This window comes from Streptomyces sp. SID14478 (assembly GCF_010548525.1).
Classification (GTDB): Bacteria; Actinomycetota; Actinomycetes; order Streptomycetales; family Streptomycetaceae; genus Streptomyces.
In genome coordinates this window covers 1-14,626 of sequence record NZ_JAAGMG010001202.1, presented here as the reverse complement: position 1 = coordinate 14,626, position 14,626 = coordinate 1, and the positions used below count along the sequence as shown (strand labels likewise).

Sequence of the window (14,626 nt, the reverse complement as noted above, 5' to 3'; positions counted from 1 at the left end):
CCGACACGCCTGCGCGGCGCGGCCGGCCGGGCGCGCCCGGCCAGGGCCGCGCGGCGTGCAGGACCTCGAAGTCCTTCTCGAAGTCCGGGATGGCGGGGTTAGGGGTCCGGAAGTTCAGATGGGGGACCAGCTGACCGCGCTCCACGCAGAGCGCGGCCTTCACGAAGCCGACGACGCCCGCGGCCGGTTCCAGGTGTCCGACGTTGGTCTTCGCCGAGCCGATCGTCAGGGGGCGGCGCCGTCCGCTCTGCCGGAACACCTCGCGCAGACCGGCCGTCTCGGCCGGGTCACCGACGCGGGTGCCGGTGCCGTGGGCCTCGACGTAGTCGATGGCGTCGAACGGCACCCCCGCGCGCTCCAGCGCGCTCAGCACGACGGCGGCCTGCCCTTCGGGGCTGGGGTCCGGCATCCGGCTGGACGCCCCGCCGCTGCCCACGCCCCAGCCGCGTACCACCGCGTAGACGTGGTCGCCGTCGGCGACGGCCAGGTCGAGCCGCTTGAGCAGGACGAACGCCCCGCCCTCGCCCCGGGCGAAACCGCTGGCCCGCTCGTCGAAGGCGAAGCAGCGGCCGTCGGGCGACAGGGCGCCCAGGTTCGCCAGGCCGAGTCCCGCTTCCGGGTCGGCGATCAGGTGCACGCCGCCGGCGAGCGCCGTGTCGACGGCGCCGGCGCGGATCCGGTCGCAGGCCAGCGACAGCGCGACGAGGGAGGAGGACTGGCCCGAGTCCGCACACAGACTCATGCCGCGCACGTCGAACAGGCGCGAGATCCGGTTCGCGATCAGTGCGCCGCTGGAGCCGAGCGCGGCGTGGTGGTCGTCCTGGTCGCTCCCGGACAGTTTGCGCAGCAGGTCGTACCCGGAGGGTGCGGCGCCGACCACGACGTCGATCTCGCGGCCCGCGAGCGCGGTCGCGGGCACCCCGGCGTCCTCGACGGCCTCCCAGGCGAGCTCCAGCCCCAGGCGCTGCACGGGGTCCATGGCGGCCGCCTCCGCCGCTCCGGTGTCGAAGAAGTCCGCGTCGAACCCGTCGATGGAGTCGAAGAACGATCCCGCGTTCAGGGTGGCGGCGTCCGGGTGGGACATGTGGTTCGTGTGCGCGTCGGCCGCCCGCTGCGCGGGGAACGTGCCCACGGTCGACTTCCCGTCGAGCAACAACTGCCAGAACTCACCCAGGTCGTGCACGCCGGGGAAGCGGCACGACATTCCGATGACGGCGACATCGCCGGCTGCGCCACTCATGCGAATCCCTTCCGGTTCCCTCGGTGGACGGCTCGTGCGGGCTGCATCGGCCGTCACGGCCAGGCGGTCAACAGCTCGCGCAGCTCGTGCGGCGCGTCCATGAAGTCGTAGTGGCCGCCGTCGACGGCGCGGAAGGTGACCTCGTCCGCGTAGCGGCGCCACCCCTGCAGGTCGTCCAGGCTCACGTCGGGGTCGTCCCGCCAGTGCAGGACGACGATCGGGCAGTCCAGCGCGACCGGCTCCTCGCGCCGGTACGCGCCGGCGGCCGCGTGATCGCGCAGCAGCACCATGAGTCCCAGGCCGACCACGTCCGGCCGCGGTTCGATGCCCCGGCCGCGCAGGAACGCCTCGACCTCGGCGCGCAGTTCGGGCTCGGTCATGGCGAGCATCCGGTCGCGCGCGGCGTCGTGCGGGGCGGGCTGCCCCGACACGAACAGGCACTGCGGTCCGGGCAGGCCCAGCGCGGCGAGCCTGAGCGCGGTCTCGTACGCGGGCAGCGCGCCGGCACAGTGTCCGAACAGCGCGAACGGCCGGTCGAGCAGCGGCTCCAGCGGTTCGACGAGGTCGGCGGCGAGGTTCTCGTAGGTGCCGTAGTGGGGGTGGCCGAGGCGGTTCTCCCGGCCGGGGAACTGCACCGGGCAGACCTCGACGTCGTCGAGCGCGGCCGGCCAGGCGCTGAAGGCCGATGCCCCGGACCCGGAGAAGGGGAAGCAGAACATCCGGGCGCGGTGGTCGGGGGACGGCGGCCGGACGAACCACGGCGAGGCGGTGGTGGGGGAACCGGATGTCATGGCGTCCGCCGTTTCTGGGCGACGATGGGGAGGTGGGTCATCCCGGCGATGAAGTACGAGCGCAGGTGCTCCGGTTCGCCGGCCGGCTCGATGGATCCGAAGCGCTGGAGCAGTTCCTCGAAGAAGACGCGCAGGGTCAGCCGGGCCAGTGGCGCGCCGATGCAGAAGTGCGGCCCGAAACCGAACGCGACCTGACGCTTGGCGTTGCTGCGGGTGAGGTCGAACGTGTGCGGGTCGCAGAACTGGGTCGCGTCCCGGTTGGCCGATCCGATCCACGCGACGACCGCCCCGCGGGCCGGGACGGTGCCCCCGGCGATGTCGACGTCGTCGACGGCGTAGCGCATGAAGTTGCAGGCGGCCGACGACCAGCGCAGCCCTTCCTCGACGAGGTTGGGGACCAGCGTCGGGTCGGCCTGTGCCTTCTCGAACTGCTCGGGCCGTTCGATGAGCGCGTGCACCGTGCCCGAGACGGTGTGCGGTGTCGTCACGTTGGCACCCAGGAGGATGCTGTAGCCGTCGAGGGCGATCTCCTCGTCGGTCAGTGGTGCGCCGCCCGGGCGCACGCTCATGAGGTGGTCGAGCAGGCTGTGGTCGTCGCCGCCGCTCGCCCGGCGCCGCTTGACCCACTCGGTGACGTAGGCGACGAGTTCGTGGTGGGCGATGGCCAGCGTCGCGGCTTCGCTGCCGAGGCGGAAGTGCGGGTCCGAGGGGGCCGTCACCATCGCGGTCAGCTGGACGAGTTGCTCCCAGTCCTGCTCCGGGATGCCGAGGAGCGGGCCGGTGACGAGCGCCGGGAGGAGCAGCGCCCGCTCGGCCAGGTCGAAGGGCTCTCCGTCGAGGGCCGGTTCGAGGAAGCGCACGACCGTCCGCCGGATCGCGTCCTCCCAGGACTTCACGGCCCGGGCGGTGAGCGTGGAGCCGATGGGCCTGCGGACCTCGGTGTGCCGCGGCGGGTCGGTGGACGTCAGCAGCACGCCGGCCGCGACGTCGTCCGTCCCGAGGTGGGTGGGCACGGTGCCGCGCTCCGAGGTGAACGCCCGGTGGTCGCCGAGCACGCGGCAGACGTCCTCGTAGCGGGTCACCGACCAGAACTCCCGCCCGTCGGGCAGGACCTGGTGGTGCAGGGGGGCCTTCGCCCGCATGGCGTCCCAGATCGGGTGGGGGTCGCCCGCCGTGTAGAGGTCCAGGTCGAACAGGTCGACGCTGTCGAGGTCGATGCCGCGCGCGGGACCCGGCGTCAGCCTCACGTCCCGGTCCTGCCCTGCTCGACCAGTTCGGCGACCCGGGCCGGGGTCTGCGCCAGGTAGAAGTCGCGTACGGACAGCTGGACGCCGTAGTCCTGGGCCACCCGGTCGATGATCTTGATTCCGGTCAGTGAATTGCCGCCGAGCGCGAAGAAGTCGTCCGCCACCCCGACGTCGCGGCCGTCGAGGTATTCGCTCCACAGCTGCGCGATCTCCTGCCCCAGCGCCACCGGCACGCGCGAAGGCGCGGCTTTCCGTTCGGAATTCATCGCCAGTTCTTCCTTCCTCCGACGACCGGTTTCCTTGCACGGCCGGGTTCTCTGCACGGCCGAAATGGAGTGTCGCCCGGATTCCCGTCCGCTCACACCGTGTTGGCGACCCCCCGGGAGCCGCCGGCCGGTGGGGTTGAGCGGGCGGTGGCGGGCACCCATGCTGACGCCCCCGGAACATCCGCAGGACTGTCCCGCCGGCGGGACAGCACAGGAACGAGGGGGTACGACGTGGGACACACGCGCAGGGACGCGGACGTGGTGATCGCCGGCGCCGGGCCGACCGGCCTGATGCTCGCCTGCGAGCTGCGGCTGGCGGGCGTCGACGTGGTGGTGGTCGAGCGGCTCGCGGAGCGGACGGGCGAGTCACGGGCCGGCGGGATGCACTCCCGCAGCCTGGAGGTCCTCGACCAGCGCGGCATCCTGGACCGCTTCCTCGCGGTCGGCGAACTGCAGCCGGTGGGCCACTTCTCCGGCCTCTACCTGGACTTCGACGAGTCCGAGTCCAGGCACCCCTACCCGCTGATGATCCTGCAGTCCGCCATCGAGCGGCTGCTGGAGGAGCGGGCCGGCGAACTCGGCGTGCGGGTGCGCAGGTCGTGCGAAGTGCAGGAGGTCCGCCAGGACGAGTCCGGGGTGACGGTCGAACTGGGCACGGCGCAGGGGCCGTCGACGCTGCGCGCCCGCTACCTGGTGGGCTGCGACGGCGGACGCAGCACGGTGCGCAAGCTGGCGGGCATCGACTTCCCCGGCACCGAGGCGACGATGACCGCGCTGATCGGCGACGTCGAACTCCCCGATCTGCCCGAGGACTACGTCTGGGTGCGGCGCTGCGCGGGCGGCGACTTCTCGGCGATCGCGTTCGAGCCGGGCTGGTACCGGGTGATCACGTCCGAGTTCGACCAGGTCCCGGACCGCGACGAGCCCCCGACGTTCGAGCAGCTGCGGGCGTCGCTGGTCAGGCTCGCGGGCACGGACTTCGGCATGCACAGTCCGCGCTGGGTCTCGCGGTTCAACGACGCGGCGCGGCAGGCCGCCCGGTACCGGGACGGCCGGGTGCTGCTCGCCGGCGACGCGGCGCACATCCACTTCCCGGCCGGCGGGCAGGGGCTGAACATGGGCGTGCAGGACGCGGTCAACCTCGGCTGGAAGCTGGCCTCGGTGGTGCGCGGCCAGGCGCCGGAGAGCCTGCTGGACAGCTATCACGCCGAGCGTCATCCCGTCGCGGAGCGCGTGCTGCACAACACCCGGGCGCAGTCGGCCCTGGTCCGGCCCGGCCCCCAGACGGACGCGCTGCGCGAGGTGTTCGGCGCGCTCATGGTGTTCGACGACGTCAACCGGTACCTGCGGCACCTGCTGACCGCCCTGGACATCCGCTACCCGGCCGACGGCGATCACGTGCTGGCGGGCCGCCGGGTCCCCGACGCCGACCTCAAGACGCCGGACGGCGCCACCCGCGTCCACGAACTGCTGCACGCCGGCCGCCCGGTGCTGCTCGACCTGTCCGGCAGCGCCGCGGTGGCGGCGGTCGCCAGGGGCTGGGCCGATCGGCTCGATCTCGTCGAGGCGCGCAGCGAGGACGACGTCTGGCCCGTGCCGGCCCTCGGCGACATCCCCGCTCCCGGCGCGCTCCTCATCCGCCCCGACGGCCATGTCGCGTGGGCGGCGGCCGCCGACGGCGCGCCCGACACCTCCGCGCTGCGGACGGCCCTCACCACGTGGTGCGGTCCGGTGCGGCGGGGCTGAGACAGCGACGGCGGCCGTCGGGAACCGATCGGTTCCCGACGGCCGCCGTCGTCGTGCGGGCCCGGTCAGGCCCCTTGCGCCTCGATCACGTCCAGCACCTGCCGGCCGCTGTCGACCAGGTACATGTGATCGCCGGGGAACTCCACGTAGGTGAACTCCCCCGTGGTCGCCTCCCGCCACTGCCGGGCCTCTTCCGCGGTGACCAGGCCGTCGGAGCTGCCCCGCAGCGAGCAGACCGGTACCGATACGGGTGTGTCGGTGCTCGGTACGTAGCTCTCGTGCATCTCGCAGTCGGCCTGCAGCGCGGGCAGGATCAGCTCGCGCATCTCCGGGTGGTCGAGGGCCTCGTGCCGGAACCCCGCGAACTCCTCGACCCTGGCGAGGAACTCCTCGTCCGGGAGCCCGGCGGCCCGCCTCTCGCGCTGGGTCCAGGGGCCCGGTGAACCGCTGACGACGAGCCGCTCGACGTGCACGTCACGCGTGCTGAGCAGGTGCACCAGCTCGTAGGCGAGCACCGCGCCCAGGCTGTGTCCGAACAGCACGCAGCGCGTTCCCTCGCCGAGGTCCGCGACGACGTCGTCGACCGATCCCTTGGCCGCTTCGACGACGTTGCGGTACGGCTCCTCCATGATGCGCCGTTCCCGGCCGGGCAGTTCGACCGGGACGACGCGCCACCGGTCGGCGGCCAGCGCCTGCCACGGGTGGAAGAACGAAGCTCCTGCTCCCGCGAACGGCACGCACAGCAGCGTGCTCCGGCCGCCGTGTTCCGCGAATGTGCCGGCCTGTGTCACGCCGACCAACTCCCCTCATCCGTGCGGCTGTCCCGCCGCTGTCGATCTCGCTGTCGCTACGCCAGCTTGTGGTTGATGACCTCGAAGAATTCGGCCACGGGCGCAGGCATGTGCATCTCGTGGTGCGTGGCGTGCACGTCGTGGACTTCGAGGTTGCCGAGGACGTAGGGCCGCCACAGGTGCGCGTACGACGGGTCCTCCAGCGAGGCGTTGAAATACACCACGTCGCCGCGGTAGACGGGGGATTCGAAATCCATCATCAAGGACGTGTTGTTGGCCAGCACCTTCGACATGGTGTCCAGGAAGCCCTGCCGGTTGCCGGTGCGTATGTACTGGCTGAAGTCGTCCTCGAGCTCTGCCCGGTAGTCCGACGACTCCTTGCCGGCGTGCACCTCCGTGAACCCGTGGCCCCCGGGCTGGGCGTCCAGGATCGCCACGAGCGAGACCTCGTGACCGAGCCGGTCGAGCGCGTCCGCGACGGCCTGCACGACGGTGCCGCCGTAGGACCAGCCGATCAGGTGGAAGGGGCCCGCCGGCTGGATCTTCAGCATCTGGGAGACGTAGTCGTCGATCATCTCCTCGACGGAGCCGGCCAGTGTGTCCACGCCGTCGGAGCCGCGGGACTGCAGGGCGTAGGCCGCCCGGTCCTTCAGGTGCAGCACGAAGCTGTAGTACGCCCAGCCGAGGCCGCCCCCGCCGTGGAAGAACCACACCGGCTCCTTGCCCGTGCCGGGATCGCCGTTCAGCGGCAGCACGACCGCGAACGAGTCGGCGTCGTCGTCGGGCACGCCGCCGGCCAGCATCAGCGCGGCCAGCTCGGCCACCGTGGGGTACCTGATGATCGTCCTGATGGGGATGTCGATGTCGAACTGCTTGCGGATGCGGACGCTGAGCCGGGTGGCCAGGAGCGAGTGCCCGCCCAGCGCGAAGAAGCCGTCGTCGATGCCGACCTGCTCCAGGCCCAGCAGCTCACCGAAGAGGGCGCACAGCTTCTCCTCGTAGGCGTTGCGCGGCTCGCGGCCGCTCACGGTGTGCGTGTCCTGCGAGGGCAGGGCGCGGCGGTCGAGCTTCCCGTTCGAGGTCAGCGGGATCTGCGGCAGCGGGATCAGCGCGGAGGGCACCATGTACTCCGGGAGCCTGTCGCGCAGGTACGCGGAGAGTTCATCGGCGTCGACCGCGCCGGCGTCGGGGTCGGGCACCACATAGCCCACCAGACGCTTGTCGTCCTCCTGGTTCTCGCGCACCACGACCACCGCCTGCGCCACCCCGGGGTGCCCGGCCATCGCCTGCTCGATCTCGCCCAGCTCGATCCGGAATCCGCGGATCTTCACCTGGGAGTCGGCGCGGCCCACGTACTCCAGTTGACCGTCGGCGTCCCAGCGGACGAGGTCGCCGCTGCGGTACATCCGCTCGCCCGCCGCGCCGAAGGGGCATGCGACGAACCGGTCCGCGGTCAGGCCCGGGCGGCCGTGGTAGCCGCGGGCCAGGCCGTAGCCCGCCACGTACAGCTCCCCGGTCACGCCGGGGGGCGTCGGCTTGAGGTGGGTGTCCAGGACGTAGGCGCTCAGGCCCGGGACGGCCCGGCCGATCACGCCGGTGCCCCGGCGCACGGACAGCTCGTCGAGGTCGATGCGGGTGACGTGCACGGTGGTCTCGGTGATGCCGTACATGTTCACCAGCACCGGCGCGTCGGGGGCGTGGCGCTCGTACCAGTCCGCGAGCCGGTTCAGGTCGAGGGCCTCGCCGCCGAACACGACGTGGCGCAGGGCCAGTTCACTGCCGGGACTCTGCGCGTCGGCCTGGATCAGCTGGTAGAAGGCCGAGGGCGTCTGGTTGAGGACGGTGACCTGCTCGCGGGCGAGCAGCTGGAGGAAGTCGGCCGGGGAGCGGGAGACGTCGAAGGGGACCACGACGAGGCGCCCGCCGTGCAGCAGCGGCCCCCACAGCTCCCACACCGAGAAGTCGAAGGCGTAGGAGTGGAAGAGGGTCCACACGTCGTCCGCGCCGAAGGCGAAGTCCTGGGTGGCGCGGAAGAGTCCGACGACGTTGCGGTGCGGGATCAGGACGCCCTTGGGGCGGCCGGTCGATCCGGAGGTGTAGATCACGTACGCCGTGTGGCCGGGGCGCAGAGGTGCCCGGCGGTCGGCGTCGGTGAGGTCGGCGGCCGGCTGCCGGTCCAGGTCCTCGGCCAGGTCGAGGTGGACCTGGGGAAGGTCCTCGGCCAGGTCCTGGGCGGCGCCGGTCGTGCTCGTGGTCACCAGCAGGACCGGTGCGGCGTCCTGGACGAGGTAGGCGATGCGGTCGGCCGGGGAGTCGGGGTCGATCGGCAGGTAGGCGCCGCCCGCCTTGAGCACCGCGAGCAGCGCGACGACCAGATCGGCCGAGCGCTCCAGGCAGATCCCGACCAGGGACTCGGGGCCCACTCCGCGGGCGACGAGGTGGCGCGCGAGGCGGTTGGCCCGGGCGTTGAGTTCGCCGTAGGTGAGCGCGGCGCCTTCGTGGACCACCGCGACCGCGTCGGCGTGCTGCGCCGCCTGCCGCTCGAACAGCTCGGCCAGCGTGGCATCGGGGATGTCGCCGCCGGCCTCGTTGACCTCGACCAGCAGCCGCTCCCGCTCCCCCGCGATCAGCACGTCGACGTCGCCGACACGCATCCCGGGGTCGGCGGCCAGCTGCTCCAGGACCCGCACGAGCCGGGCGACGATCACCTCGGCGGACGCCCGGTCGAACAGCTTGGTCGCGTACTGCAGGTCGCCCCGCAGGGTGCCCGTGTCGTCCACGGCCATGAAGAAGGTCAGGTCGACCATGGCGGTCGACGGGATGGCCTGCTCGAACGCCACGTCCAGGCCGGGCAGTTGGAGGTCCGGCTTCTCGTAGCTCTGCCAGGCGAAGATCACCTGGAACAGCGGCTGGTACGCGGCGGAGCGGTCGGGGTTGATCGTCTCGACCACCACGTCGAACGGCACGTCCTGGTGCTCGTAGGCGGCGAGGGACTTGTCCCGCACCTGTGCGAGCAGGTCGACGAACGCCGGGTTGCCGGAGAGGTCGGTGCGCAGCACCTGGGTGTTGACGAAGCAGCCGATCAGGTCGGCCAGCGCCTCGTCGGTCCGGCCGGCGATCGGCGAGCCGATCGTCACGTCGTCGCCGCCGCCGATCCTGCTCAGCAGCACGGCCAGCGCGGCCTGCATGAGCATCGACATGCTGGTCCCGCGCTCCTGGGACAGCTTCTGCAGCCCGGCGACCACCTCCGGAGCGACCTCGATGCCGACCGTGTCGCCGTCCGAGCTCGCCTCCGCGGGCCGCGGCCGGTCCAGCGGCAGGTTCAGTGGCTGCGGCACCCCCGACAGCTCCTTGCGCCAGTACTCGACCTGCGCCGCGGCGAGGCTGCCCGGATCGGCGATGTCGCCGAGCACTTCGCGCTGCCACACCGCGTAGTCCTTGTACTGGATGGGCAGCGGCTCCCACGCCGGGGCGCGGCCGTCCCTGCGCGCGGTGTACGCGGCGAAGAGGTCCCCCATCATCGGGGCGCTGGAACTGCCGTCCGAGGCGATGTGGTGGACGACCAGGACGAGTACGTGTTCCTGCGGGGAGCAGCGCAACAGGCTTGCTCTGAAGGGGAGTTCGGCCGCCAGGTCGAAGCGGTGGGCGACCGCCGCCTCGATCACTCCTGCCACGTCCCCGGGTGCCACGTCGACCAGGTGCACCTGCGGCGGTGCCTGGTCCGCCGGCAGGATCTGCGGGTGGGGCTCGCCGCTTTCGTCCGTGGCGTACGTGGTGCGCAGGATCGCGTGCCGCTCGACCAGGTCGCCGATCGCCGCGACGAGGGCGTCCCGGTCCAGGGATCCGGTCAGCCGGAACGCCGCCGAGATGTTGTAGGTCGCCGCGCCCCGCTCCAGTTGGTGCAGCAGCCACATACGACGTTGTGCGAATGACAGCGGAATCATTGCTTCACTCCTTCACCGAACATCTGACGCAGACTGGGGCGACGGGGAGCGGCGGATTCCTCCGACCACGCAGCGAGCGCGGCCACCGTCGGCAGGTCGAAGATCTTGCGGATGGGTATCTCGATGCCCAGCTCGGCGCGGGCGCGGCTGATGAGCCGGGTGGCGAGCAGGGAGTGCCCGCCCAGTGCGAAGAAGCCGTCGTCGATGCCGATCCGGTCGGCACCGAGCACCTCGGCGAACAGCTCGGCGAGGGTCTTCTCGCGGGGGGTGCGGGGCGCCCGGTAGGCGGCGCCGGTGTACGCGGGCTCGGGCAGCGCGGCCCGGTCCAGCTTGCCGTTCGGGGCGAGCGGCAGTCGGTCGAGGACCACGAAGGCGGCCGGCACCATGAAGTCCGGCAGCCGCTGCGCGACGAATCCGTGCAACTCCCTGGTCTCCGGGCCTGCTTCGGTGTCCGCTGGCACGACGTAGGCGACCAGTTGGCGGCCCGTCGCGCCGCCGCGCCCCTCCCGGGCGAGGACGGCGGCCTGCGCGACCTGGGGGTGCGCGGTGAGCACGGCCTCGACCTCGCCGGGTTCGACGCGGAAGCCGCGCACCTTGACCTGTGCGTCGGAGCGTCCCACGTACTCCAGTCGGTCCGCGCTGTCGAGGCGGGCCAGGTCACCGGTGCGGTACATGCGCGATCCCGGCGGGCCGAACGGGTCGGCGACGAAGCGCTCGGCGGTCAGTGCGCCGCGGCCGTGGTAGCCGCGGCCGACGTTCCCGGCGACGTACAGCTCGCCGACAGTGCCGGGCGGCACCGGGGCGAGGCCGGGGTCGAGGACGTAGGTCCGCATGTTGCCGAGCGGGGTGCCGACGGGCGCGCTGCCCGCGCCGTCCCGCAGGTCGTCGGGGACGGTGAAGGCGGTGGCGTAGAACGACTCGCTCTGCCCGTAGGCGTTGACGACCCGTACGCCCGGGAAGGCGGCCCGCGTCCTGGCGACCAGTGAGGCGGGCAGGGCCTCGCCGGCGAAGACGACGGTCTCCACGCGGGTGCGGCCGGCGATCTCGTCGACGAGTTCGGCGAAGGCGGACGGCACGGTGGAGATGACGCTGCCGCTCCAGCCGTCCTTCTCGCCGAGGACGAGGACGTCCCGGACCACTTCGACGGTGCCGCCGGTGGCGAGGGTCGTGAAGATCTCGAACGCCGAGACGTCGAAGTTGACCGACGTGCCCGCCAGGAGCCGCTTGCCCGGTCCCATGGCGACGCGGGAGGCGAGCCGCAGCACGCCGTTGACCACGCAGCCGTGGGTGATGGCGACGCCCTTGGGTTTGCCCGTGGAGCCGGAGGTGTACATCACGTACGCCAACTGGTCCGCGTGACGGGCACGTTCGGGCCCGGCGCCGTCGCCGGACAGGTCGAGCGCGTCGAGGAGGACGTCGGGGGCGTCGTGCTCCGGGAGCACCGCGACCGTCGTGGAGTCGGTCAGGACGAGGTGCGGGCGTGCTTCGTCGAGGACGGCCGCGAGGCGCCGGCTGGGGTACTTGGGGTCGACCGGCAGATACGCGCCGCCCGCCTTGAGGACCGCGAGCAGGGCGACCACCAGGTCCGCCGACCGGGGCAGGGACACCGCGACCACCGACTCGGGGCCCACCCCGCGTGCGGTCAGCTCGCGCGCCAGCCGGGCCGCTCGGGCGCTCAGCTCGCGGTACGTGAGCGTCTCGCCCCCGCAGACCACCGCGGTCTCGTCCGGGGTCCGGGCCGTCTGCGCCTCGACGAGACCGTCGACCGTGACGTCCGGGGTCGGGGCGGCCGTGTCGTTGAACTGGCCGAGCATTCGGTCGCGTTCGGCCGGGTCCAGGACGTCGACGGCCGCGGCCCGCTGCCCGGGGCCGGCCGCCAGCTGCCGCAGGACGCGCACGAGGCGCGCCGCGAGCACCTCGACGGCGTCCCGGTCGAAGACCCCTCGCGCGTACTGGAGGACGAGCTGGAGGTGCGGGTCGACCGCCGCCATCAGGGTCAGCGGGTAGTTGGTGGCCGTGGAGGGGCGCAGACCGGTGAAGGTGATCCCGTCCGCGGCTTCGGTGGCGGCGCTGAGGCCCTCCTTGTCGACCGGGTACGACTCGAAGACGACCAGCGTGTCGAAGAGGGACGGCAGGCCGACGGTCTGCTGGATCTGCGTGAGCCCGTAGTAGTGGTGCTCCATGAGCCCGGCCTGCCTGCCCTGCAGCCGGGTGAGTACCTCGGCGAGGGTGTCGCCGGGCGCGTACGCGACGCGCACGGGAAGGGTGTTGATGAACATCCCGACGATGGAGTCGACGTCCGGCACCGCGGGCGGGCGCCCGGAGACGGTCGCGCCGAACACCACGTCCGTGCGGCCGGTGAGCCGGCTCAGCAGCAGGCCCCAGGCGCCCTGCACCAGGGTGTTGACGGTGACGCCCAACTCGGCGGCGTGCCGGGCCAGTTCGCGGGCCTCCTCGGGCGGGAGCGCGACCTCGATCTGGTCGACGCCGTCCGCGCCAGGGCCCTCGGAGCCGGGCGCGAGCAGGGTCGGTTCCTCGACGCCGTCGAGTTCGGCGGCCCACACCCGTGCGGACTCCGCGTCGTCCTGCCGGGCGCGCCAGGACAGGAACGTGCCGAAGTCGCGGGTCCCGGGCAGCCCTGCCGGGTCGCCGTCGGATGCGTAGAGCAGCAGCAGGTCGCGCATCAGCAGGGGCGTGGACCAGCCGTCGAGCAGCACGTGGTGGGCGGTCAGGACGAGTTCGGCGCGGCCGGGTTCGAGGACGGCGAGGGCGAGGCGGAGCAGGGGCGGGGTGTCCACGTCGAAGTGGGTGGCCCGGTCCTCGGTGAGGAACCGCTCGAACGTCGCGGTCCGCTCCGGCTCGGCGGCCGCGGTCAGGTCGAGGTACTGCCACGGCAGGGGCGCCGTGCGGGGCACCGCCTGCACCACGTCGCCGTCCGCCCGGTCGACGAACGCCGCGCGCAGGCCGGCGTGGCGCGCGAGGAGTGCCTGCGCGGCCCGGCGCATCCGCTCCGGGTCGACCTCGCCGGACAGATGGAACACCAACTGCATGTGGTAGGCGTCGAAGGACGACCCGGCCAGCATCGTGTGGAACAGCATCCCGGACTGCACCGGTGTCGCCGGCCACACCGTGGCGAGCTCGCCGAACCGGGCCTCCCAGGTGTCGATCTCGTCCTGGCCCACCTCGACCAGAGGCGCGTCGCTCGGGGTCAGTCCGCCGGCGCCGGGGCTCGTGGCGTGCCGGGCGAGGGCGGTCAGCGCCTCGACCCACAGCCCGGCCAGCTCGCTCACCTCGGCGCGGGTGAGCACACCGGTCGGGAACCCGAAGTAGGCGGTGAGTTCGTCGCCGCCGCCGGTGGCGGTGGCCACCGCGTTGATCTCCAGCGCCGACAGCACCGGCATGTCCGCGTCCGGCGCGGCGATCAGGTCCCGGTGCGTGGTGTCCGGCGCCCAGCCCAGGCCCCGCAGCTCCTCGGGGATGTCGGCGCGGGAGGAGCGGCCCAGGTAGTTGAATCCGATCCGCGGCTCGCGCTCCGGGGCCAGCGCGGCGGCGGTCACGGGGTTGAGGTGGCGCAGCAGGCCGTAGCCCATGCCGTTGTCCGGCACCGCCCGCAGCTGTTCCTTGACGGCCTTGAGCGCCCGCCCCGCGGCCGGGCCGCCGGCGAACGCGTCGGCCAGGTCGATGCCCGCCAGGTCGAGGCGGACCGGGAACATCGCGGTGAACCAGCCGACGGCGCCCGACAGGTCGGCGCCGGGGACCAGGTGCTCCTCCCGGCCGTGTCCTTCGAGGCGTACCAGCGTCGAGGACGTGCCGGGCGCCGTCCGGTCCCGGGTCCGGTGCCAGCGGGCGAGGGCCAGGGCGAGGCCGGTCAGGAGTCCGTCGTCGACGCCGCCGCGGTACACCGCGGGCACCGTGGTCAGCAGGGTCCGCGTGACGTCCGTCGGCACCTGGACGCGAACCGTGTCCACGGTGGCCGCCACATCGCGGGCAGGGTCCAACTCCCGTGCTCCCAGCGGAGGTTCCTCCGTGCGCAGGATCTCCTGCCACACGGGCAGTTCCGCGACCCGCTGCGCGCCGGCCGCCTCGTCGGCCAGTGCGTGCGCCCACCGCCGCAGCGAGGTACCGGTGCCTGCCGGTTCGGGGGCGCGGCCGTCGCGGATCCGCTGCCAGGCGGACACCAGGTCCGGCAGCAGGATCCGCCAGGAGACCCCGTCGACGACCAGGTGGTGCAGCACGATCAGCAGGCGGTCCGCCTGTGTGCCGGAAGTGAACCGGACGAACTGCGCCATGACGCCCGCGTCCGGGTCGAGCCGGTCCGCGGCCGCGTCCAGCTCGGCCTGCACGTCGACGTCGTCGTAGGCGACTTCGCGCACCAGCGGGCCGGCGTCGACGCTGCCGGCCGGCTCCATCACCAGACCCGGCTGCGCCCGGTCGAGCCGGGAGCGCAGCACGTCGTGCCGGTCGAGGACGGCCTGCAGCGTGGCGAGCAGCCCGGCGTGGTCGATGTCCTCGGGCAGGGTCAGCAGCGCCGACATGCAGAACCTGCCGATGCCGCCGCCCAGCGCGAGCACGTGGGCGGCCGTCGGCGGCAGCGGGGCCCG

General features: G+C 72.8%; 8 protein-coding genes. 1 reads left to right on the top strand and 7 read right to left on the bottom strand.

Annotation, left to right across the window (positions count from 1 at the left end; genetic code table 11):
• The 4 genes from G3I40_RS38355 to G3I40_RS38340 form a co-directional block, all read right to left on the bottom strand.
• The coding region (locus G3I40_RS38355) for a polyketide synthase (protein ID WP_164559441.1) at positions 1-1,240 on the bottom strand (1,240 nt) is incomplete at its 3' end.
• 53 nt (positions 1,241-1,293) lie between these two features.
• Positions 1,294-2,031 (bottom strand): alpha/beta fold hydrolase, encoded by a 738-nt coding sequence (locus G3I40_RS38350; protein WP_164559440.1) that lies wholly within the window; start codon positions 2,029-2,031, stop codon positions 1,294-1,296.
• The gene (locus G3I40_RS38345) at positions 2,028-3,278 is read right to left on the bottom strand and encodes a cytochrome P450 (RefSeq protein WP_164559439.1); all 1,251 of its coding nucleotides are present in this window, start codon (positions 3,276-3,278) and stop codon (positions 2,028-2,030) included. The genes G3I40_RS38350 and G3I40_RS38345 overlap by 4 nt, the downstream gene beginning before the upstream one ends.
• Complete coding sequence (locus tag G3I40_RS38340) at positions 3,275-3,544, bottom strand: phosphopantetheine-binding protein (RefSeq protein WP_164559438.1); 270 nt, start codon at positions 3,542-3,544, stop codon at positions 3,275-3,277. The genes G3I40_RS38345 and G3I40_RS38340 overlap by 4 nt, the downstream gene beginning before the upstream one ends.
• 231 nt (positions 3,545-3,775) lie before the next feature.
• Between G3I40_RS38340 and G3I40_RS38335 the strand changes: the two genes are divergently transcribed.
• The gene (locus tag G3I40_RS38335) at positions 3,776-5,290 is read left to right on the top strand and encodes an FAD-dependent monooxygenase (RefSeq protein WP_343245151.1); all 1,515 of its coding nucleotides are present in this window, start codon (positions 3,776-3,778) and stop codon (positions 5,288-5,290) included.
• A gap of 65 nt (positions 5,291-5,355) precedes the next feature.
• Here the strand turns inward: G3I40_RS38335 and G3I40_RS38330 are convergent, their stop codons facing one another.
• The 3 genes from G3I40_RS38330 to G3I40_RS38320 form a co-directional block, all read right to left on the bottom strand.
• A complete protein-coding gene (locus G3I40_RS38330) occupies positions 5,356-6,081 on the bottom strand; it encodes an alpha/beta fold hydrolase (RefSeq protein ID WP_164559437.1) in 726 nt (241 codons plus the stop codon).
• Between the two features lie 56 nt (positions 6,082-6,137).
• Entirely contained in the window at positions 6,138-10,025 is a 3,888-nt protein-coding gene (locus tag G3I40_RS38325; RefSeq protein ID WP_164559436.1) for a non-ribosomal peptide synthetase, read from the bottom strand.
• Positions 10,022-14,626, bottom strand: a 4,605-nt coding sequence (locus G3I40_RS38320; protein WP_164559435.1) for a non-ribosomal peptide synthetase, incomplete at its 5' end; no start/stop codon positions are given. The genes G3I40_RS38320 and G3I40_RS38325, both read right to left, overlap by 4 nt.